The sequence below is a fragment of the Ruegeria sp. D4 genome (assembly GCF_056534475.1).
The window spans coordinates 752,839-774,143 of sequence record NZ_JBQFPJ010000001.1 but is presented as its reverse complement, the minus strand read 5'-3'; the positions used below and the strand labels follow the sequence as shown (position 1 = coordinate 774,143).

Below are 21,305 nucleotides of genomic sequence, written 5' to 3'. Positions count from 1 at the left end.
AAATGCACATACTACTTTAATGACGTACCTTGAAAACGAGCGCGGTCTACAAAAGCGGTGAGAGTAGCCGCGACAGAGGTGCTCCCACTCGAATTTTCCAAGGCTGTTCATTTAAAGATTTGGTTAACTCAAATGATCTTGCGAAATCGGCTTCGAGCATGTCTTGAACTTCTTTTGCAGCACGCTTGTCGAAGAAAACGGCCATTGCCTCGAAATTCAACCGGAAGGAGCGGTTGTCCAGGTTTGTAGTCCCCACAGCTGCCAGAGCGTCATCAACAAGGACCACCTTTTGATGCATAAAACCTTCGTTGTAGCGCATGACTTTTACACCGACATCGCGGATTTCATCGAAATAAGCAAACGCGGCTAGCCAAGGGATTCTATGATCGATCACCTCCGGCACTAAAAGGCGAACATCGACGCCCCTGAGCGCAGTGAGTTTCATTGCGCTAAGTACGTCTATATCCGGAACGAAGTATGGTGAAGCGATCCATATCCTTTCTCTGGCCTCGGCAAGGCAACTTATAAAAAAAAGCGCGCCCGAGTCGAGCTCATCTCCTGGACCCGTCGCGACGACTAGAGCCGTCATGTCCTCTGGGTCCAATTTTGCATCCCAATTCAATTCGTCGATTAACAGTTCATCAGTGGCCCAATGCCAGTCTTCGGAGAACACAAGTTGGAGCTGAGATACCACTGGCCCAGTCAGACGAGCATGTGTGTCTCTCCATTGGCCAAACCTTGGATCTAACCCTTTGTATTCGTCCCCAAAATTCAAACCTCCGGTAAAAGCTACATGTCCATCGATAACTATGGTTTTCCGGTGATTTCTAAAGTTAAGCTGAAACCGGTTCTTTGGTCCGCGCATTGATTTTGGGTCGACACACTGGACGCCGGCGCTCCTCAGCTCATCAAAGTAATTATCTGGCAAACCCTTGCTTCCAATCGCGTCAACAATGAAGCGCACAATCACACCCCGTTTTGACGCTGCAATCATTCGTGAAGCAAGCTGACGTCCAACGCCATCATTGTTTACAATGTAAGATTGTACCAAAACATAGGTGCTGGCTTGGTCAATCGCCTCAAAAATCTGACCAAAAACCTCATCGCCGTCGATAAGAATTTTTAGGCCGTTTCCCGAAACACCGGGAAGATCTCCAAGTTTTTCGAAAAGAATTGTGTCTTTTTCAGTTTTCCGAAGGGGCTTATGCCTTTTCCCAAAGTCCGCGACAGCTTCGACAATACGTTCGCTATCGCGACGGCTGATTTCATACCCACGAAATTTGTGATGCCCAAGGAAAAGGTACAAGGGCACACCAAGATATGGGGCGGTCACCAAGAATACTGCCCAACCTACAGCACCTTGAGGCGTTCTCGCTGTCTGTATTGATCGCCAAGCGAAGTAAATCGCCACGACTTCAAGGAAAAACAGAGCAAGCCAAACCATAATGAGAACTAGACTATCATTCGGAAGCCGCACTCTAAAAGGGGTCATGTCAGATTAACTTTGCTTGAGCGGGGCAGGGGGTTTGCGTAGCGTTTGGGAATGACCAAACCTGCCTCATTCAAGTATTTCAAGACCAGTCCTGAGATCATCCGCCTTGCGGTGATGTTGTACATCAGGTTTCCACTTTCCTTGCGGAATGTCGAAGATCTCCTTCACGAGCGTGGTATCGACGTGAGCCATGAAACCGTCCGCTACTGGTGGAACAGGTTCGGGCCGATGTTTGCCTCCGAGATCAGACGAAAGCGGGTTCAACAACTGCGCGCATTCTCGAAATGGAAATGGCACGTGGACGAGGTATTTGTGAAGGTGAATGGCAAGAGACATTATCTCTGGCGCGCGGTGGATCATGAGGGTGAAGTGCTGGAAGCAGTCGTCACGAAGCGCAGAAACAAAGCCGCAGCATTGAAATTCCTCAGGAAACTGATGAAGCGGCACGGCAAAGCTGAAGAAGTAGTCACAGATCGCTTCGCATCCTACAAGGCTGCACTTAGAGAAATGGGATCGCTCGAAAAACAAAGTACGGGCAGGTGGCTCAACAACCGGGTTGAGAATTCGCACCGGTCTTGTCAGAAGAACTTGGGTTGAGGCGGGCAGGGGGTTTGCGTAGCGTTTGGGAATGACCAAACCTGCCTCCTTCAAGTATTTCAAAACCAGTCCCGAGATCATTCGTCTTGCGGTGATGCTGTACATCCGGTTTCCACTTTCGTTGCGGAATGTCGAAGATCTCCTTCACGAGCGTGGTATCGACGTGAGCCATGAAACCGTCCGTTACTGGTGGAACCGATTTGGTCCGATGTTTGCCTCCGAGATCAGACGAAAGCGGGTCCAGAAACTGCGTGCATTCTCAAAATGGAAATGGCACGTGGACGAAGTATTCGTGAAGGTGAATGGCAAGCGGCATTATCTTTGGCGCGCCGTCGATCACGAAGGAGAGGTGCTCGAAGCTGTCGTCACGAAACGTCGAAACAAAGCCGCAGCACTGAAATTCCTCAGGAAACTGATGAAGCGCCATGGCTGTGCGGAGGAGATCGTGACGGATCGCTTCGCTTCCTACAAGGCTGCGCTAAGAGAAATGGGCGCACTCGAAAAACAAAGTACGGGCAGGTGGCTCAACAACCGCGTTGAGAACTCTCACCTGCCGTTCCGACGACGAGAACGCGCAATGCAGCGTTTCAGGCGTATGCGAAGTTTGCAGAAATTCGCTGCCGTTCATTCCTCCGTCTACAACCACTTCAACCAGGAGAGATCGCTCACCAGCCGAGACACCTTCAAGCTGACACGCAGTGCTGCTCTCGCCGAGTGGCGCGAACTTGGCACGGAATAAAGGACAGCGTCACTGGCCTAACAGAGACTGGTTCGAATTTGTCTGACAGCACCATTCAAATATTTCAAGACCAGTCCCGAGATCATTCGTCTTGCGGTGATGCTTTACATCCGGTTTCCACTTTCATTGCGGAATGTCGGACTCCGCGGCAGATACAACTTGCCAACGCATTCTGCAGGTACCTTGAGTTTGCATGCGAACTCGAGAATTCAAAACCGTAGATGATTTGCAGTTTAGGTCGCTAAGAACCAAGGTACATGATCGTTTGTAATTTGTTGCGCGGCAGCCGAATGCTGCGTCCCGCTAAGTCGAAGACGGAGGTCGGCGTCTGAAGAGCAAGGAGGCTCTCATGTCGCGCTGGCAAGCACGTCCTGCGATCTGGTTTCTGCTCCGGTTCTGTCCTCCACACCTAAGCAATCCATGACTAGCTTTTGAAGGGCATGCCGATGGTCATGCTGTGTTCCGGCTAGATCCAGAGTTGCGACTGTTAGCGTATCGTCCGCGTCTTTGGTCGCGATTGAGTACCGCCGCTGGATCGCGTCATGGGGCAGGTCACCATGATGCGGATAGAGCAGCACGACGTTCGAGCAGTCATAAAGCCTGTTGTAGGCCATCAGCTGGTATACGTCCGACTGGCTGACGCCTTGCTTTGGGTCATCGACACGCGGGGTGATGCGCTTCCACTTTGTGTCTATGATCATCGCGACTTCATCGCCTTGCCGGACTATTAGGTCCGGCCGCGTACGGAAACGCCCGATTTCACCATCGTAGAGGCAGTCCAGGTGCCCCCCCTGGGACGACACGCGAAAGCCCGTACCGGCTAACGCCCGCGACATGATTTGTTCGACATATTTCTCGAATAGAACATTCATTTCGAAGAGCAACGCGTGGCCATCGATGGTCCCGGCACTGGTCTGTTGGTGCCGATCCGAAAGAAATAGACGTGCCAGTGATAGAAGTTCTTGCCAACGCCGGTTAGTGCGATCGAGGACGATCCGATCCCAACCAAGTGCGCTCGTAGGAATGTCGTTGACATCGGCGTATACGAAACTCAACTCGCGTAGCGAACGCTGGTTATCCGGCGCTCCGGACAAACGTGAAAGTTTGCTGACTGCTGCACGCATCACTTGGTTCAACGCAATGTTCGGCGACAACGTGTCAAAACGGCAAGCGAGTTTCTGCGGCGACACCGCAAGTGAAGAGAATTGCCGTGTTACGTTCAGGCGCCCTCGAAGCGCAGACAAATCATCTTCGTGTTCGAGGTAGTGCCGCGGCATTCCTTGCCGTACTGCGTCAGTGAGCTTACCGCAAAACAGTCGGATCAGCAGTTCGAGAACGGTTTCGCGCTGCCAGCCAAGCTGTGTCATGGACCCTGCCTCGATTGGCAGATCATAGGTCACTCCGAGCATGTGTATCAGTCTGGCCCTTAGGGTCGCATCGGAAACGTTGGTCTCGCCTCTACCTTCGATCTTCGGAAGAATTTCGAGCTGGCAGTCTGGTGTGGCGATAACCCCAACGATGCCTCGAGCGCGAAGTCCCTTGCGACCATGTTCCAGCACACCCTCATGCCCACGACCGGAAAAGACCGAGGCCCGCGCGACTGCTGCGATCCGATCAGCCTGCGCTTCCGGGATCTCGCGTTCGCCTGACCCGTATGTAAGGTGCTCCCATTCCCGGATAGTGTGACGGGTCATGTTCCGACTAACTTCCCGTAGTCGAAGCCCTCATCCATGGACCGCACATCCCAACGAAACCGGGGAACCGCGCCTCCATCCTCAAGACCCGGAGGTGCCTTCAAGATCGACCGTTTGAGGAATCCACCAGTGATAAGGCCTTCGTGAGTTTCTAAATCACCCAGCACCGCAGCGATCTTGGCCCAATCCTCGAAGAAGTACTCCGCCAATAGCGGAATGACTTTGTGGCGCATCACTTCGTCTAACTCGGCTCGGGAACTGCACCCGGTGAAGTAGGCGTGGCCGATCTGATGCTCACGGTCGTACAGATACTCGATCCGCTCGTTGATCGTGGATAGGAGCCGCGGTAGATCGATACCGCATCTCTGAGCGGCATTCCGAAGCACAGAAGCATCAGGCATCATCTCCCTAAAGGTGAAGCGCCGCCTAAGCGCGGTGTCGAGAAGCGCAATTGACCGGTCCGCAGTGTTCATTGTGCCAATCACGTTCAGATTTGCCGGCACTCCGAAAAGGCGCTTGGAATAGGGTAGTGTGAGCCTGATCTCATTGTCAGCCCGAAGCCTCTTATCAAGCTCTAGAAGGGTAATAAGCTCTCCAAAGACCTTAGATATGTTCGCCCGATTGATCTCGTCAATGATGAGTACGTGTGGGCGAGCGCCTTCCGCAGGTATTGATCGGTCGACACCAAAGACGACTTCCTCCAGCCCGTCCCAGTCGACCAGGCCACCGTTTAACTTGTAAACAGTGTGCTGTCGGAAACCATTTGAATAAAATCGTGAGCGCTCTGTTCCTTGGTCGTCGCGCCATAGCCATTCGACGCTACGGCGGTGGGGGTGGTGCTTGGCATCAGCCTCGAAGAAATAGTCGCTGGTGATCCTACCGAAGGCGCGCATTCTGTCACGCCCGTCTGAGACGACGACATAGTCACCCAATTGCATATCCGACCTAAAGGAATAGGTGCAAACGAGTTCACCGGCGTGACTGCTAACCTCCTTTCCAGTTTGTTGTTCCAGCTCGTTCTTGATCTCCGCCCAGTCTTCGAAACGCTCTTCTGACCAGTCGATACTTCCACCCCAGCCATGGCGGATCTCTTTTGCATCGAGGGCTTTGGTGATTTGCGCCTCTTCTTGGAATCGTCTTCCCAGCGCAATTTTGAAGATTGGACGCGTTCGATCCAGTCGGTGATCGCCCGGATCCTCGCCTGAATCCAAGCGCGCCCGTTCGCAGATTCGCTTGAAAACGCCGTCCTCAACCTTCAGCCGAAAACCAGCTGAATCCAGTTCTTCGACGTCCAGCTCTTGGCCCTCTGCGCCTTGTGTTTCCGGTCGAAGGCCCTCAACGAACTCTTCGTAGCTCATCGACTGGTGGAAGGTGACGAACTCTATTCGCCCAGCCGCTGTGAGCCTCTGATAGATTGCCATAAGCTCGGCTCGATCGTCCGGAACGAGTTCGCCGCAAAGCTGCACCGCTTCTGCGGCGGTGGTGTAGGTCTTACCTGTGCCGGGCGGGCCGTAAAGAATGAGGTTCATAGGGGGCAATTCCTGCTGGATACTGGCGTCACTCGCGCCGTTGTTGTTTGCATTACTCACTCCGTTTACGCCGCCTCGTGGTGGAACGCCGATCGCCTGAGCTATTTCCGGAGCAAGCTCGTAGCTGACGAGCTTGTCGCCTCCGTAGGTCAGGTAATTCACAGGTCCGCCAGCGATCGCTTTAACCCGCGATGCCAGGCCATCCACGAGCATCGCGCGGGCAACATCGACGATGTCTTCGGTCTCAATAGCCTCATCCGCCCTGTTGCCTGCGCCCCGCGGCTTGATCCGAAATGCCGAGACACCAGAGGTGCGATTGAAGTTCCTAACCGGCTGAAAAGGGGCGCCCGTCGCATCGAAAAGGACAAATGGGCGGCCATCGCCGGACCGAACGGCTTCATCAAGCTTGAAGCGAAACACCGTAGCTGAGCTTTGGTCCGCGCCGATCCGCTCAGGTTCCGGGATCCGCGCCATATCCTGAAATATCCGTCCACCAAGTGCTTGGCAGATATTCGGCCAGCCTTCCTTGAGGCCTAGAGCAGCATTTACGTCTCTGACAAGAACCTCGACGTGGTCATGACCTTCCTCGCGAGCGGGTTCGATATAGTGCTCCAGAACATATTGGCGGATTCGATCGGCGTCCTTCGCTGCTCCAGGAGGGTCACCTGCCAAGAACCGCCCGTACTGCCCAAGCCAACTTCCCCAATTTGAGAGCCGATTGTGGGGATTGTCGGAATCCGGCATCAGAATTCGATAGTCCTGACCGCCGTCTCGGGCGTTCTCTCGGATTTTTCTAATTCTGTCCCTAAGCGCCTCAAATCTATCAGCTTCCCACGCCTCATTGAGGTTTTGGTAAGGCATGCCGAGTTCAGCAAGATTTCGGTCGATCGTTCGGATCGCATATGCGCGGGAATTGCGTCCTGCCTCCGTTTGAGCACCGCCCTGTTCGAGCCATTTCTTGAAATCGTTTTCTTTTGTCATTCACGTATCTCAGCTATTTGCTTAGAAATATTACAGCGACCCTATCCAAGATCTGCGTGTTTGCGTTTCTTGACGCTTGTTCCGCCGCGCCGAACAACTCTTCCATTCGAGCACGCACTTCTGAGAGAGTCTTTGATGGCTGCTGCTCAAAGAAACCGTAAATCGCATCGATCCCCAGATAATCCGGGATATCTCTTTCTTTTTCGCTGCGTTGGCTAACGTCCTTCTTGGCTTCAATCCAGTGGGGATCGAGCTCTTGGGCCCAGGCCTCTGCCAGTTTCTCCAAAGATGGGAGCGTCAGATGTCCAAACCGATTGTAACCTTGGTTCTTGGAGGGGCCCGACGCGAGAAACCTATCCAAAGACTCTAAGAGTGAAACCGTTCGCTCGGGACGAATATCCCAGTGAGCCAGACCTTCCAAAGTCGGCTGGAGGCCCTCGATCACATAGCTCAGCTCTGTTTCTGTCGGTCGGTCCCGGTGTTTCCCGGATTTGACGGTCTCGCCGTAGGACTCGCGCAGCAGTCTTGTCACTTCTGGCTGATCCCGGATGATTTCCTGACGATCGCCGGTCTCGCGAACGGCCAATAGTCGGGGTGGCAAATAGGATGCCTCGACCAGCGAAGGCGCGCGCCCACCAAGGGCAATGATCGTCATCGGTGATTTGCCGGCGAGAAGACAAAGCTCAGCGCCCCAAAGACTTTGAGGTTTGATGCGCTCCATGGATTTGAGGAGATCGTTTGGCAGCGTGCGCCGCATGTCTTCAACCAGATCGTAGAGGTTGTTCCGGCGAAGTGGCCGCGGCTTCTTGTGCTGCTCCAGGATCAGGTCTGTCAGGTCGCCAGCAGAGAATTCGAGGTATTCGTCCGCGAGATCTGAAGCACCGACCCCCGAAAGCAGAGCGATCGACTCGATGCGATCACGGCCTTTCTTGTCGGACGACAGGACAAGCCCGGGAAGATCGAAGGTGGTGTAGGTGATCTTGGCGTGCGGGCTATCAATCCGGTCGATCCGCCCCAGGCCTTGAAGCATGCTCTTTATGTCCGAGGTCACGCCGACGATACCGAGGGCGCGTGCGCGCTGAAGGTTGATGCCTTCTGCCATTTGAAAGGTCATGAACATGGCTCGGCGTTTGTCATCGGACGCCTTCTTGCCATCGAGAGCAAGGTATTCTTGGGCTTCTGCACCATTTCGGGCGACGGTAATGCCAGTACCAGGGCCCAACTTGTGGTTGGCAGCTACTAGGATCACGTCCGGCTTAGGGCCCTTACGGGAAGAGAGGAGGCGCGCGTAGCCCTCCAGAACGCCAATCCGCTCAGAAAGGAAGATCACCTGGCGATGCTCATTGAGTATCTCTGCCATATGTTCGGCACGCTGCTCATCGATCGCATCAAGTTCCGGGCTCTGCAGCAATTCACCGATGCGGTCGCAAATCGGCGTCGTCGTTCGTTTGTCGAGAGGAAGCTCGCCGCTCTTCGGTTTGATTGTAATTATTGCGGTTTTCCCGCCGCGGCTTTCACGTTCCGAGCGCCTAAGGCTCTCGCCAATCGACGTGCGGCCGCGCGCATCTGCATCGGAGGCCCGCCTACGGTCCCAATCTTCCCTTGCGAAGGTGATCGACGACCTCAAGATCGCCAGAAAGTTCCGAATGTGGATCCGCGCCTTGTCATGAAAACGGACTTCTGTATGGCCCGCTCGTTTTGGGTCGGCAGAAACCAGGGTTGTGCCCGTCGAGATGCTCTCAGCTAGTATTCTGATTTCGTCTAGGATGGCCGATTGCTCGGGCGTGAGATCGGCGTCGATTCTGATGCTTTCGATCTCAGGATACGCATAGATACCGGGTCCGCGTTTTTTAGATTGTCCGACGCAATGGCGCTGACGCCTAACGACATAGGGCGCCAGTGCTTCCGCCATGTTGGCCTGGATTTCGCGCGGCTCGAGCCGTTTGCCGGCGAGACGTTCTTCGGCTTCTTTGATTGGTTGCGCGATGTCTGCTTCAGACAGAAACATGTCTTCCATGCCAGATCGCTGACGATCATCAAAGTGCTGACGGAGCGCGCGGAGTTGGTTCAATTCCGTCGCCCGCTCTCGGCCACGTTTGAGGTTGTCGTTGATCCTTGCCGTGATTTCGGGGGGTACGTAGATCGACGCGCGTCGTTCATGAAAGGCGAGCAATCCGTCCAAGCCCTGGTTTCCCATAAGGGTCGCTGACAGGCACGACGTCCAGATCGCAGGGCTTTGTTCAAAGACAAGAGAACGTCTCGACGGGGCGAGATAGCGGGAGTTCAATCGATGGCTTTCGTCCACGATCATAGAGGCTGACGATCGAGCGCCTCGATTGATCTCAGCCAGCTCTTCGTCCAAATCGTCCTTCTTTTTGGACAATTGGCTGTGCTTGATGAGATCGAGGTTCGAAGGCTTGTTCTTGATCCAGTTGCTTAGAACGCTTGCTGGTATAATCCCGAGCGCGCCATTGCGTGTTTGATCAGGTCGTTCGGTGCCATGCCGAAGCACTACACTGGAGTGCATTGTCGGCAGTACCGTCGCCAGGTGCTTGCCGATGTCTGTCTTACCTGCACCTGTCGGTGCTTCGACGAAAGCAAAACCGTGTTCGTAAGCCGTGCCGGCTGCCTCATAGACGAGGTCTGTTTGGAACGGTAGAGGCGGACGCCCTGCAGCGCCATCTCCGCCGACGCGCCAAGGTGCAAAAGATGTCATTTCGTGAACTGTTCGGGTGAGGGCTTCTTCGGCGCTCACGGGCCTCAGAAGCGCACGCAGGATCTCAAGAGCCTGTTCAGTCCAGTCGGCACCAAACGTCCAAAAGTCGTCGGCGGCCGCGCGACGTGTTGCAGCAAGGTCTGGGAAAGCTTGAAGATCATCGACGTACTCAAGGTTGCGTCTCAGTCCGCCTACCGAAAAGTTGGCACTACCTGCGAGCACGCCGGAGTCACTGATAAAGAGTTTTGCGTGAAGCATCGCGTGACCCCGCCCAAACCGCTCCCGGGCCAAGTCAGTATCGAAGATGCGGAGCGAGATAGCTCCCGATGCGATCGCATCGTAGGCGAGGACAGCCCGTAGATCGTCGAGTGAGTGTAGCGAAAGCCCACGTGCTTCGAGGTAATAGTCACGGGCCTCTTCCGACAGCTCACGCCCACCACCGTCCATGCGGTTTTGATTGTCAGTATTCGTCCCAAATATGATCCGGATCGTTCCAGGGGGCTCGGATGCAATGCTTGGCCGAACGCGAAGTATGATCGACATCGCGGACAGGAAGTCCTGGTATCCGGTCACTACGAGAGCGCCTGATCCATTCAGAGTGCGCTCAACGAGCTTTTGGACGGATTGCTCACCGTTCGTCGCCCAGACCAATTCATGCTCGGTGACGCTTTCGGACGCGAGTGTGGCCTCAATACCGGCGCCCACGGCCTCTTGCTCGCGCTCCTTGGAACCACGAAACAAAAATCTTGATAAAAAACTGTCTGCTCGCTCGCGCGCCATTCCGGTCACCTCCAGAGCAGTCTAACGTATCAAATGATTCCTCCAACCCATTGAATTCGGAACAATTCGTATAAGGCTGCTAGGAATGATGAGCCGAAGCAGTCTGCCGCCAGGTCAGTTGCTTCGGCTCCAATGCGAGATAATTCTCGCGCGTACAACCGAGTGGATAATCTCGGCTTGGTGGGCCCCGCGCGGGATCGCCGCCATCCCCACCGCCGCACTTGATCCGCCCCACAGTGCGGCGTCTCCTGCGGTCCCCGCGCTTCTATGGGTCCGGGTCCCCGAATGCAGCTCAGCCGAAATTGACCGAACTGCTCGGATCAGGAGGCCAGCGCCTCCGTCTCCGTGATCTTTTCGAACTCAGGCAGAAACTCGGGGTGATACATCTCGAGATACCGCGTGACGCGTGCATTGGTGATGAGCTTGGAGACGTAGCCACGCGCAAGAACCAGATCGAGGTGATCACTGCCGTATGTGTCCTCGACCAGGCGCAACTCTCGCTCCAAATTCGCGGACTCGCGCTCCATCAGCTCGAGTTGCTGGCGGGAGACCCCTTTCACAGCTTTCGGCTTCTCCGGATCTTTCAACTGGGTGGCCGGCGTCGCAGCCAAAAGTGAGCGGGCGTAATTGACGGTATATTTGTTCATCGTCACCATGAGCTCTGCGGCTTCGATCTGACGCATCGGCTTCATCTTCTTCAGGATTTGAAACCCGGTCAGCGCGACCTGCTTGTCCTTGAGAAGCTCAGCTGCCTCAGGGCAGATGCCATCTAGCAAGCGCTTTTTGTCCTGCAAGGATTTGACGTTCACATTGAGCGCCCGGGCCAGCCGTTCTTCGGGAACGCCGCGCTCGAGTGCTTTCAGGATCATTTTGTGTTCCTGAATGGTGGCGAGGCGGCTGATGCGCTTGTTGTATGTGAAGGCTTCGTCGTCCGTCGAAACCTGACACGGCGCATCCTGCACGCCGAGATCCGCCAGGATCGCGAGGCGCACGTGCCCATCAAGCAGCATGTATTTCTCGGGATCGGATTGGTCGCGGACGACGACGAGGGGCTCGACGAGCCCGACTTCTTTGATGGAGGCGACGACCTGGCGGTATTTCACCGTATCCTTGGTTTCTTTCCGAACGGCGTAGAGCGGGCAAATCTGTTCAATCGGCAACTGAATGAGCTCTTTCTCAAACGCCATGTTGATCGATTTGGTGAGTCCGGATCGCGCCATCAGAGGTCTCCCGTTCGAGCGGCTAGGCGGTCAGAGAGGTTCTTGGGGATCGTCGCCAACCCTTCGGCCCTGAGCAGCGTGACGAAGTTTTCGTCATTCAAGAGTTTGCGAAGGGCCTCCGTGATGAACATTAGCTCGTTACGTGTCGCGGTCGCCTTACGCAGAAGGACTTGTTTCTTCTCGACGTCGTTTTGATAGGTCCGGATCAAGCTTTCGACCGACAGCGTTCGTCTCTTCGTTCGGTCTGCGCTGGGTTGTCCTTTCCCATATTGCTGACGTGCCTCGACCAGGCGTTTTGCGGCCATCAGTCGACCTCCGCGCAGCTGGTTGTTCTCATAGGCCTCGCGGAGAACGTCCTGCACGTCCGAGTCTTTTGCTTCCGCGATATCGACGGCGACACTGACAGGAAGCTTTCCGCTTTCAACAGCTCTGAGCAATCTATGCTCGCGGCTCTCAAGGAGCCGAAGAACGCCACGGACATATTTGAGGGACAGATGCGTTTTCCGCGCGATCTCTGGGCCAGAATAGTCACGCTCCTTCAAGCCTTTGATATCGCGCAGAAGATCAAGGGCGCGATGTTGACGACGCGCCAGGTTCTCCACGAGACTCATCACCAGGCAATCTTCGCTGCTGGCATCGATCACGATCGCAGGGATCTCTGTTTGTCCGAGTTCCTGGAAAGCCTCGAGGCGCCCCTGGCCACAGACCAAATCGTATCGCAAGCCATCATCGCTCTGGCGGGCTGCGACGGTGATCGGCCGTTTCAGTCCGAGCTCGGCGATGTTGTCGACGATCTCCCTAAATGCTTTCCGATTGCGAACCCGCGGGTTCACCACAGTGATGCGATTCATCGGGATCAATTCGGCGGTTTGCGATTGCGGGTCTGGCATCAGGCCACCTCCGGTACTGGGACGTGGATCGCCATGTCGAACAACGGGTCCAGCTTCTCGAAGCGATAGGCATCGACCGACAAGCCGTTGTGCTCGGCCAGCCGGATGCGGGGAAGAGTCATGTCGAGGCTGGGGAGCAGGTAGTAGTCGAGCGGCCGTAGGTTTGGCCGATTCATGCGGACGGCAATCGTTATGTCGGGTTTGAGGCTCATGTCGAAGCGGATGTTCCAACGCAGAGACCCCGCATTGGTTTCGTTGCAACGGACGATGACAAGAGACGCGGTGAATTCGCCGTTAATGGTGAGCAGGTCTGTTCCTGGATGCCGCTCCACCTTGCCGCCCGACGCCTCGATACCTGCAATAGTCTCGGCGACAATATCCGGATGAAGCTCGCGCAAGCGTCGATTGATCTCAATGTATCTGTAATCCCGATCCGGTTTGAACCCAACGAGTTGATAGGCACGCAGCAGACTCCCGAACCTTGATCGGTACGCACTGCTCGATGGCAGCGCTTCCGCTTCATCGATAACGAGGCCGGACAGGAAGCCCTGAGCCTCGTAAACCTCTTTCAAACCTTCGAGCATTTCGTCTTCGGTCAGCTTGCTTGATCGCGCGCTGATGATGGCGTTGGCGGCTGCAAACAGATCTGGATCGACGATCCCCTCGAAAGCACCCTCGGCGCGAACCCATATGCCGGGATCGTTTTGCACACGCCGCTTCTTCAGTTTGAAGGAGCTGCGGTTCCAGACGTTGTTGCCGATGTATTTCTCGTTGATCAGGATTTGGTGGACGGTCCCGCGCGTCCAGGCGCGACCGAGATCCGTCAGGATGCCACGGGCATTCAGAACCTCGGCAATCTCGGTCTCGAACTTTCGATCGTCGACGAAGCGGTGAAATATCTCCTGAACAACGGCGATTTCCTCGGCTGGCCCCGGGACCAGGGTGACACGATCCGTCTGATTGCTCTTGTGCTCACCGCGCTCCAGGATTCCTTTTGTGATACCTTGTTCGTCGATCAGCATGCGCCGCAAACCGAAGCCGGGCGGACCGCCTTGGCGATAGCCGAGCTCGATCAGGCGGCATTGGCCTGTAAAAACCTTTTGCGAGAGCTCTCGGCTGTACTCTCCGGCCATGGCGCGCTTGACGCCTTTGACGATCGTCGAGACGGGGCTGCCATCGTTTTCGAATTGCTCGGCGCAATAGATGACGGAGATGCCAGCGCGTTTGCAGATGTATTCGTAATAAGCGCTTTCGTCCGCATCCTGAAACCGGCCCCAGCGGCTGATGTCGTAAACGAGCACCACTTCGAAATCCGCGCGACCGGACTGAATGTCATCAATCAGTTGCTTCAGGCCATCGCGCCCTTGGATGCGTAGCCCGCTTTTTCCTGCATCCGAATACGTGTGAACAATTTCTATGCCGCGCTGCTCTGCATAGTGCGCCATGGCGTCAGACTGGTTTTCTGTAGAATAGCGCTGATGCTCGGTCGACATACGGACGTATTGAGCGGCGCGCCGAGGCTGCGCTCCCTTTGGCGTCATCGCGCCTCCGTCATGTCCGACCTTCCAACTCAAGTGCTGAGCCTTTCATTCTCATCAATCGCCAAGTCGCTGGGAATGCATGTGATTCCATGGAGCCGAAGCATAGACGCGGAGGTTCGGGAAAATGTTTCCTAAGATGGGCAAGACTTTTCCAGATGACGACGAAGCGAAGGTCAATCGACTAAAATATCAAATGGCCACTGCGGCTGCGCTGAAGCGGGAGCTCGGTGGTTCTCACCGGGCGATCAAGATTGTGATGCGTTGGACGGGTGTCTCGGAGCGAACGGCGAAGAACTGGATCGCGGGCGCCCATGGCCCGGCTGGTGAGCACCTGGTCGAGCTCATGCGGAATTCGAACGAGGTGTCGGACGCTGTGCTTTCGTTGGCCGGGCGGAGCGAGTTGAAGGTAGGGGCGGGACTTCACGAAACTCGCGAGGCCCTTCTTCAGTTGCTCGATGTTTTGGACGGCCTTCTCGGAACTTCCGGGGCAGGGGCTGGTGAAAACGAGTAGGCGGCGTTTCGCACCAGGTGCGGGGCACTCCTGAGTAGAGCGACCTTCAGTTCGAAGTCGTTTCGCTCGATCAAAACCGAAAAAATTCAGAAAGTTAGGAAATCGCCCGGAGTTCGCCGGGTGCTCTCGCGTGCCGCCATTTTAGTAGAGACTGGTTCGCATTGGTCTCCCAGCACCGCCATAAACCGAACGAAGCCGAGATCCAGCCGTCTTCTGAGAGCCGCTGATTCAGACTTTTTTCGTTTGACCTATTTTGGTCGAGTCATATCCTTGCAGCTGACTGACCAGCGGTCCTTCTTTCAATAACAAATTACCCATTCAAAAAGGCCGCTTTTGTCGACTGCGTCAGGCGCACGGCGTTTGATGCCGATCCACGCATTGAAGCTGGAGTTTTTGGATGAACGGCTCGGAAAGGCTCTCGGAAAAGTCTGTTCTCGGAACATGGAAACTTGTCGCTTATCGCTTTGACTACGACGATGGCACGCACGAGGAACCATACGGGCCCGATCCGATTGGAATGCTTCACTATTCTGAGGACGGGCATGTATTCGTGCACATGATGGCGGCTGGTAGACAACCTCTTGGTTCGGACAGTTCGACCGCAACAGGCGAGGCCGCCCAAGCGGCACTCGGCAGCCACATCTCCTATTGCGGTACGTTTCAAGTCTCTGACCAAACGGTCAATCATGAAGTACTAGTCTCGGTTTTGCAGGATTTTGTAGGCCTGACCTTGCAGCGGGAAATTGAGGTCGCAAAAGATCGGCTTACGCTTCGTGGCAAGAACGCGACGTTTGGAGGGAAACGTGGAACGGCCGTGCTGGAATGGGCGCGTGCAGATTGAAAGGACTTGCTGTCGAGTTTCCCCTGAATGCTGGCCCACAGGATCCCGACGGCGGCTTACTTTGGACAGGAGGAGAGAAATGGCGCGCATTCTGGATTTTTCAGAGCAGAACGTCATGGTGACAGGCGGCTCAAACGGCATCGGGCTCGCCGTCGCGGAAGCGTTCGCAGACGCTGGAGCTACGGTAACGGTTACCGGCAGAAGGGGATCGGTCGGGGAGTATCAGGCGGACCTTTCCTCCTTCCGATACCATCAGGTGAACATGGAAGACGAAGCCTCGGTAGCTTCCCTGGTCGCCGCGACTGGTCAGGTTGATGTTCTTGTCAACAATGCGGGAACCTTTGTTGATCCTCCTGAAGGCCTCTCACCCGAGGGGTTTGATCGAAACATGATTATCAACCTCAACTCGGTTTATCGCCTAAGCCACGGCCTGTACCCGAAATTGGCCAAACGGCCGGGATGCATCATCAATATCGCCTCGATGTACAGCTACTTCGGAAGCGGATCGGGGCCAGCCTATGCTGCAAGCAAAACCGGGATCGTTGGCCTGACCAAATCGCTTGCGGTCGCTTATGCGCGTGACGGCGTACGGGTAAACGCCATTGCGCCAGGATGGATCCGGACCAACCTGACCGCAGGATCGCAGGCAAACGACACGTTCAGTGCTTCCATCGTCCGGCGAACACCTTTGGCGCGCTGGGGTGAGCCAAAGGAAATGACCGGGACAGTTCTTTACCTTGCATCATCAGATCTGGCCGGATTTGTGACAGGCGTGACGATACCGGTGGATGGCGGTTACAGCGTGATGTAGGACAATGCGTCTACGTTTTCAGGCCGAACTATTCGTCAGAGAACGTACGGCGCCAGCCCCATTCCTACCACCCTGGATCACTGTTCGTCATGTCGGTTGGTCGCGCGTGGATTGATGGGGCGATCAGTGGTGAATTGACTGGATGCTGCATTGTATCAAGACAGCGGCGCTTTTATATCTGGCTGGCACATGCTGTGGCTTTGCAAGACAGTTGCGGTGAATTTGACCTACTGGAATAACGCTTCATGATCGATCTGAGTTCTTTTGAACCACTGCGAAAAAGCCGCAATTACCTGATTTTCCAGCACCCTGAACAAGACAACGCGCTGCTCAAGGTCAGAACGGATAAACCGGTTCGCAGTCATTTTTTACCGCGATACGCCGAATGGCGTTATGGCAATCTGCGGCAGTGGAACCGCGAGGCAAATGAGTACCTGGCCGCACTGAGCCGAGGATGCCCCGAAATCGAGCGTCTGGCCCGGTTTATGGGATACGCGTCGACATCAGCGGGACCGGCATTGGTCGTGGAGAAGATGACCGGCCCGGGCGGCGATCTGGCACCGACGGTGTATCAGGAATTTGTCTCGTACGACGGCGACAAAGACAAAATCCGTACGCTGCACGACGAGTTTATGGAACTTTTGGATGATCTGGAACGCGGCAACATTCTGATGGGCGACATGGGGTTGGAAAACGTTGTTCGCGCTGAACAAAGGGGCGGGCGTCTGGTCGTGATTGACGGGCTGGGTGAAAGGGTTCTTCTGCCTTTGACGCTGTTTAGCAAACGTGCGTATCAGCATTCCATCTTGCGGAGACGCAAGCGCATGTCAGGCAGCTTTGGCGAATTTTGATCCGCGAATCCTCGGCCTGCCATATCGTGGCCCGCGTACAGGGTTGATTTCCGGATCAGGCAGGACCGGCCTGCGCTAATTGAACGAAAGGAACGGTAGTGGAGCGTCAGAGGCAGGATCAGTTGACCGGTGTGTTTTATATCAACCTGGACCGCGTTCCCGAGCGGCGGGAGTTCATGGAGGCCGAGTTCGCCAAAGCCGGGTTGAGCAACGCAATTCGCTTCAGTGCGACGGACGCGCAGGCAGAAGGGGCGCTTGAGGGGAACGGATATGTCCCCGGAACTGGCAGCCGTTGGGGCCTGAAGCAAAGCGAGATTGCCTGTTTTGAAAGCCACCGTGCTGTCTGGAAACAGATCGTGGACCAGGGACTGCAAGCTGCCGCGATTTTCGAAGACGATGTGGAAATGTCTGCCAGCGCCGGACAGGTGATTGAGACAGTTCTTTCAAATGGCCAGGTCTTTGATTTTGTGAAGCTTGACTATTCCCCCAAACCGTTGCGTTTCGGGCCACAGGAGACCATTGGTGGTGTAATGGCGAGACCGATGCTGGAAATGGCACCCAGTGCGGCTGCGTACATTCTTTCGCAGGACGGGTGCCGAAAGCTCTTGTCGTGGTCGGAAACCTACTCGGATCATTTGGACGATTTCGTATCTATTCCGCGCCCCGACTGGCGCATGTTTCAGGTGTTCCCTGCGGTTGGCGTACAGATGATCTGGTCGAAGCAACAGGGTCAGACGGTGGAAACTGTCAAAGTCAGCGAACGGTCACAGGACAAGACAACGAATAGCGGTCTGGACAAGGGGCCGCGTTGGTTTCGGGTTCGGCGCGAACTGCAGGCGGCGGGTCGAAAATTGCGCTGGCGAATGGGGCGGCAAAAGCGTCTGCTGAGTCAGGGCGGCTATGCAGGGTTCATTCCCTGCGCCGAAGATTTGAGAGTCTGACGTCTACGGCTACCGGGCCATTCATGTCGTTGAAATCTGTGTTCCGGTCATAATCGTTAACAAAACTGTCAATTTGATATAACCTTGCAGTGTTATGAAGAATTAACGCGCAGGTAATTGGTGTGGGTCAGACTATTTATGAAAAATACGGCGGGTTCAAAACCATCAGCCGTATCGTGATGACATTCTACGAAATGGCGCTGGACTCCGATGAAATCGGGGGGTTCTTCGAGGACATCGACATGCCGCGTCTGATCGATCACCAAACCAAGTTCGTTTCGTCACTGGTCGGCGGACCGGCATCGTTCAGTGATGAACGGATCGAGGCGGTGCATCGGAACCTGAACATCAGCCACTCGGACTTTGACGAGATGGCCGAATTGTTCGGGCAGGCATTGTCGATGCACGGAATGTCGGACGGTGATGTGAAAACGGCGCTGGCTGCAATCGAAGGGAAGCGCGCTATCATCGTGGCGCGGGACGCTGCATGAGTATTCTTGCAATCAATGAACAACTGCTGCGTGCAATCGGGGTAGGAGTGGCTGTTGTCCGTGCCTCAGATTTAAGTTTTGTCTTCTATAATGGACCCTTCAGCGAATGGTTCGGCACGCCAGCCGAAGGACAAACCCTGATGGACTTCCTTCCGGACCTGGATATGCGCGAACTGGAGGATGTGAAACAATCCGGTCTGCGTTATTCAGTGGAGTTGCAGATCAAGCCGAAACGCAGGACCCTGATATTTGCCACGGCCGTTTCCCTTGCCAATGGCCTTTCCGAGCAGGTCCTGGTTGTTGAGTGCCAGAACATCACCCGCATTCGTGAACTGGAAAGCATGATTGACAGCTACTCGACCATGGTGGAACGCAATACGCGCGAACTTGAGCGGGAAAAGGAGCGGGTCGAGCGGTTGCTGCTGAACCTGATGCCTCGTGCGGTTTACGAGGAGTTCAAGACGTTCGGCGTTGTGACACCGCAGCTTTATGAACAAGTGTCGGTGGTTATGCTGGACTTCGTCGGATTCACCGATTTTGCTGCGAAAACAGACCCGACAGTCACGCTGAGCGAGCTGAATGATATTTTCACGGCATTTGACCGCATCGTGGAACAATATGGATGTGAAAGGATCAAAACGATCGGAGATGCCTATCTTGCGGTGTCCGGCATGCCCGATGCGACGCCGGACCATGCAACGGCTGTCGCCCATTGCGCGGTCCGGTTCCTCAGGTATCTCGAGCGGCGCAACGAGACACACCCCCACAAATGGCAGGCCCGTATCGGGTTGGGCATGGGCGCCGCGGTGGGGTCGGTGGTCGGTATCCAGAAATACGTCTACGACGTTTTTGGCCCGGCCGTGAACATTGCGTCCAGATTGCAAGTCTTTGCGAACCCGATGAAAATTGTTGCTCCGGAAGAAATGAAGTATGCGTTGATTGACGAATTTCAGGTCTCCGATCTTGGGCGCGTGGAAATCAAGGGCATGGGTGAAATGGACCTGATCAATGTGACGTCCGGCCTGAGCGTACCGCAACCCAGAAAGGTCTTCTGATCGGGTTCAGTCGTCCTGCGGAACCAGGCCAAGCCCCCTCAGGTAGATGCCGATGCCGGTCTCCAGAAGGTCTTCGGGCGGAAAGGGAGAGCTTGCGCCGGTATTTCGGGCAAACAGTTCCACGACTCCATGACTCATTGCCCAAATATGGGCGCTGAACATCGATGCGGGCGGGCGTTTTTCCGGCGGAATGTGCTTGGACAGCTCACTGGCGGCTTTTTCCAGAACGGCCTTGGCCCTGTTGGCGGCCATCGCCAGTTCCGGGGTCCGGTTCAGGGAAATACCGCTTTCAAACATCGAAATGTAGTGACCGGGATGCTTGCGGGCAAAGGCCAGATATGCACGCCCGGTCGCCTCGAACGCGGCCAGGGCCGAGGGTTGGCCTTTGTCGTATGCGTACTGCATCAGATCCGCAAACATCTCGAACCCCTGACGCGCAGCTTCGGCGATCAGGTCTTCGCGACCGTGAAAATGCCGGTACACTGCGGCAGGCGTTACGCCCGCCGTCTTGGCAGCCTCGGACAGGGTGAACCCGGTGGGACCCTTTTCTTCGATCAAGGACAATGCCGCCTCGATCAGCGCTTGTTTCAGGTTTCCGTGGTGATACCCGCGTTTTGTCATCCAGGCCTCAGGCGTCTTTTGTTGTCATAACTTGTAAAGTAAGCAGGCTGGCCCGTCCAACAACTGCACCATGTTTGCCAGTCAATCGTACGCCTACGACTCCCAGATGTCCGGCCCGCCGCAAATCAGGGGATCGATCTCTCCGATCGCGCTCTTGTCCTTTTCGTCATAGTCCAGCGCGTGCAACACCGTACGAATGGCGGCCAGTCGCGCACGTTTCTTGTCATCCGAGCGGATGATGGTCCAGGGACAGTGATCCGAGTGGGTGCGGCTCAGCGTTTCTGCGATGGATTGGCTGTACTCATCCCATTTTCCAAGACCGGCAACATCGATCGGGCTGAGTTTCCATTGCTTGAGCGGGTCATTTTCGCGATCCAGAAAGCGATTGAGCTGTTCCGCGCGCCCGACATTCAGCCAGAACTTGAAGAAATGAATGCCGTCATTTACCAACCCGGTTTCCAGCGGGGCGACCTGACGGAAAAAGCGCTCCCGTTCTTCAGAGGTGCAAAAGCCAAAAACGTTTTCCACCACACCCCGGTTGTACCAGCTGCGATCAAAGAACACGATTTCACCTGCCGAGGGCAGATGCTGGATATAGCGTTGGAAATACCACTGGCTGCGTTCGGCATCCGATGGTTTGCTGAGCGCCACAACCCGCGCGCCACGCGGGTTCAGGTTTTCGCGAAAGCGTTTGATGGTGCCGCCTTTACCCGCCGCATCGCGGCCTTCAAAGATCAGCGCCACGCGATGATCCGATTCTTTCAGCCAGGCTTGCATCTTGACCAACTCGATCTGCAAAGCCTCCATCTGCCGATCGTATTCCTTGCCCTTCATTTTTTCCGAGTAGGGAAAAGAGGGGTTCAGAATTTCGCGTTTTCCGGCATCCTCAATCGCAGAGCGAACGTCTTTGGGCGCATCATTCCGGTAGTAGTCTTCGATCAAACCTTTGTCCGAACGGGCCATGCCTTACCTCGCGATAAAATCCATACCTGACTATGGATTAG

Annotated in this window: 18 protein-coding genes and 1 pseudogene; 10 read left to right on the top strand and 9 right to left on the bottom strand. The window is 55.3% G+C overall.

Annotated features, from left to right (window positions below; genetic code table 11):
• Positions 1-46: 46 nt before the first annotated feature.
• Positions 47-1,492: a cardiolipin synthase gene (cls, locus tag ACR0MI_RS03870; RefSeq protein ID WP_170507179.1), complete on the bottom strand. Its 1,446-nt coding sequence runs from the start codon at positions 1,490-1,492 to the stop codon at positions 47-49.
• 51 nt (positions 1,493-1,543) lie between these two features.
• On the opposite strand from cls, the gene ACR0MI_RS03865 reads away from it, so the two are divergent.
• The 3 genes and pseudogenes from ACR0MI_RS03865 to ACR0MI_RS03855 form a co-directional block, all read left to right on the top strand.
• Entirely contained in the window at positions 1,544-2,089 is a 546-nt protein-coding gene (locus ACR0MI_RS03865; protein WP_480853669.1) for an IS6 family transposase, read from the top strand.
• Positions 2,090-2,120: 31 nt separating this feature from the next.
• Complete coding sequence (locus ACR0MI_RS03860; protein WP_170506587.1) at positions 2,121-2,828, top strand: IS6 family transposase; 708 nt, start codon at positions 2,121-2,123, stop codon at positions 2,826-2,828.
• Positions 2,829-2,870: 42 nt separating this feature from the next.
• Positions 2,871-2,966 (top strand): annotated as a pseudogene (locus ACR0MI_RS03855) (IS6 family transposase); the annotation flags it as partial.
• A 209-nt stretch (positions 2,967-3,175) separates the two neighbouring features.
• Here ACR0MI_RS03855 and ACR0MI_RS03850 read toward each other — a convergent pair.
• The 6 genes from ACR0MI_RS03850 to ACR0MI_RS03825 form a co-directional block, all read right to left on the bottom strand.
• Positions 3,176-4,522, bottom strand: coding sequence for an McrC family protein (locus ACR0MI_RS03850; RefSeq protein ID WP_281972368.1), 1,347 nt, complete (start codon positions 4,520-4,522; stop codon positions 3,176-3,178).
• Positions 4,519-7,032: an AAA family ATPase gene (locus ACR0MI_RS03845; protein WP_480853667.1), complete on the bottom strand. Its 2,514-nt coding sequence runs from the start codon at positions 7,030-7,032 to the stop codon at positions 4,519-4,521. Before ACR0MI_RS03845 ends, ACR0MI_RS03850 begins: the two co-directional genes overlap by 4 nt.
• A 13-nt stretch (positions 7,033-7,045) precedes the next feature.
• A complete protein-coding gene (locus ACR0MI_RS03840; protein WP_480853665.1) occupies positions 7,046-10,528 on the bottom strand; it encodes a phospholipase D family protein in 3,483 nt (1,160 codons plus the stop codon).
• A 320-nt stretch (positions 10,529-10,848) separates the two neighbouring features.
• A complete protein-coding gene (locus ACR0MI_RS03835; protein WP_480853663.1) occupies positions 10,849-11,748 on the bottom strand; it encodes a plasmid partitioning protein RepB C-terminal domain-containing protein in 900 nt (299 codons plus the stop codon).
• Complete coding sequence (locus tag ACR0MI_RS03830; protein WP_480853661.1) at positions 11,748-12,638, bottom strand: plasmid partitioning protein RepB C-terminal domain-containing protein; 891 nt, start codon at positions 12,636-12,638, stop codon at positions 11,748-11,750. The genes ACR0MI_RS03835 and ACR0MI_RS03830 overlap by 1 nt, the downstream gene beginning before the upstream one ends.
• Positions 12,638-14,179: a recombinase family protein gene (locus ACR0MI_RS03825; protein ID WP_480853658.1), complete on the bottom strand. Its 1,542-nt coding sequence runs from the start codon at positions 14,177-14,179 to the stop codon at positions 12,638-12,640. The genes ACR0MI_RS03830 and ACR0MI_RS03825 overlap by 1 nt, the downstream gene beginning before the upstream one ends.
• A 124-nt stretch (positions 14,180-14,303) precedes the next feature.
• Between ACR0MI_RS03825 and ACR0MI_RS03820 the strand changes: the two genes are divergently transcribed.
• From ACR0MI_RS03820 to ACR0MI_RS03790, 7 genes are all read left to right on the top strand, one after another.
• A complete protein-coding gene (locus ACR0MI_RS03820) occupies positions 14,304-14,690 on the top strand; it encodes an XRE family transcriptional regulator (RefSeq protein WP_480853656.1) in 387 nt (128 codons plus the stop codon).
• Positions 14,691-15,087: 397 nt separating this feature from the next.
• A complete protein-coding gene (locus tag ACR0MI_RS03815) occupies positions 15,088-15,531 on the top strand; it encodes a lipocalin-like domain-containing protein (RefSeq protein ID WP_170616704.1) in 444 nt (147 codons plus the stop codon).
• A 79-nt stretch (positions 15,532-15,610) separates the two neighbouring features.
• Positions 15,611-16,342 (top strand): SDR family oxidoreductase, encoded by a 732-nt coding sequence (locus tag ACR0MI_RS03810; RefSeq protein ID WP_170616706.1) that lies wholly within the window; start codon positions 15,611-15,613, stop codon positions 16,340-16,342.
• Positions 16,343-16,587: 245 nt separating this feature from the next.
• Entirely contained in the window at positions 16,588-17,193 is a 606-nt protein-coding gene (locus tag ACR0MI_RS03805; protein WP_170616708.1) for a YrbL family protein, read from the top strand.
• 98 nt (positions 17,194-17,291) lie between these two features.
• A complete protein-coding gene (locus tag ACR0MI_RS03800) occupies positions 17,292-18,134 on the top strand; it encodes a glycosyltransferase family 25 protein (protein WP_170619015.1) in 843 nt (280 codons plus the stop codon).
• A gap of 122 nt (positions 18,135-18,256) precedes the next feature.
• Positions 18,257-18,625: a group I truncated hemoglobin gene (locus ACR0MI_RS03795; protein WP_170616712.1), complete on the top strand. Its 369-nt coding sequence runs from the start codon at positions 18,257-18,259 to the stop codon at positions 18,623-18,625.
• On the top strand, positions 18,622-19,680 hold the full coding sequence (locus tag ACR0MI_RS03790; protein WP_170616714.1) for an adenylate/guanylate cyclase domain-containing protein: 1,059 nt from the start codon (positions 18,622-18,624) through the stop codon (positions 19,678-19,680). Before ACR0MI_RS03795 ends, ACR0MI_RS03790 begins: the two co-directional genes overlap by 4 nt.
• 6 nt (positions 19,681-19,686) lie before the next feature.
• On the opposite strand, the gene ACR0MI_RS03785 is transcribed toward ACR0MI_RS03790, so the two are convergent.
• Positions 19,687-20,301 carry a TetR/AcrR family transcriptional regulator gene (locus tag ACR0MI_RS03785; RefSeq protein WP_170616716.1) on the bottom strand — a complete coding sequence of 205 codons (615 nt, stop codon included), beginning with the start codon at positions 20,299-20,301 and terminating at the stop codon, positions 19,687-19,689.
• 93 nt (positions 20,302-20,394) lie between these two features.
• Entirely contained in the window at positions 20,395-21,264 is an 870-nt protein-coding gene (ppk2, locus tag ACR0MI_RS03780; protein ID WP_170619014.1) for a polyphosphate kinase 2, read from the bottom strand.
• Between the last annotated feature and the right edge of the window lie 41 nt (positions 21,265-21,305).

Bases quoted from the DNA above. Each gene is read 5' to 3' on its own strand.
- cls (WP_170507179.1), bottom strand. From the start codon at position 1,492: ATGACCCCTTTTAGAGTGCGGCTTCCGAATGATAGTCTAGTTCTCATT.
- ACR0MI_RS03865 (WP_480853669.1), top strand. From the start codon at position 1,544: ATGACCAAACCTGCCTCATTCAAGTATTTCAAGACCAGTCCTGAGATC.
- ACR0MI_RS03860 (WP_170506587.1), top strand. From the start codon at position 2,121: ATGACCAAACCTGCCTCCTTCAAGTATTTCAAAACCAGTCCCGAGATC.
- ACR0MI_RS03850 (WP_281972368.1), bottom strand. From the start codon at position 4,522: ATGACCCGTCACACTATCCGGGAATGGGAGCACCTTACATACGGGTCA.
- ACR0MI_RS03845 (WP_480853667.1), bottom strand. From the start codon at position 7,032: ATGACAAAAGAAAACGATTTCAAGAAATGGCTCGAACAGGGCGGTGCT.
- ACR0MI_RS03840 (WP_480853665.1), bottom strand. From the start codon at position 10,528: ATGGCGCGCGAGCGAGCAGACAGTTTTTTATCAAGATTTTTGTTTCGT.
- ACR0MI_RS03835 (WP_480853663.1), bottom strand. From the start codon at position 11,748: ATGGCGCGATCCGGACTCACCAAATCGATCAACATGGCGTTTGAGAAA.
- ACR0MI_RS03830 (WP_480853661.1), bottom strand. From the start codon at position 12,638: ATGCCAGACCCGCAATCGCAAACCGCCGAATTGATCCCGATGAATCGC.
- ACR0MI_RS03825 (WP_480853658.1), bottom strand. From the start codon at position 14,179: ATGACGCCAAAGGGAGCGCAGCCTCGGCGCGCCGCTCAATACGTCCGT.
- ACR0MI_RS03820 (WP_480853656.1), top strand. From the start codon at position 14,304: ATGTTTCCTAAGATGGGCAAGACTTTTCCAGATGACGACGAAGCGAAG.
- ACR0MI_RS03815 (WP_170616704.1), top strand. From the start codon at position 15,088: ATGAACGGCTCGGAAAGGCTCTCGGAAAAGTCTGTTCTCGGAACATGG.
- ACR0MI_RS03810 (WP_170616706.1), top strand. From the start codon at position 15,611: ATGGCGCGCATTCTGGATTTTTCAGAGCAGAACGTCATGGTGACAGGC.
- ACR0MI_RS03805 (WP_170616708.1), top strand. From the start codon at position 16,588: ATGATCGATCTGAGTTCTTTTGAACCACTGCGAAAAAGCCGCAATTAC.
- ACR0MI_RS03790 (WP_170616714.1), top strand. From the start codon at position 18,622: ATGAGTATTCTTGCAATCAATGAACAACTGCTGCGTGCAATCGGGGTA.
- ACR0MI_RS03785 (WP_170616716.1), bottom strand. From the start codon at position 20,301: ATGACAAAACGCGGGTATCACCACGGAAACCTGAAACAAGCGCTGATC.
- ppk2 (WP_170619014.1), bottom strand. From the start codon at position 21,264: ATGGCCCGTTCGGACAAAGGTTTGATCGAAGACTACTACCGGAATGAT.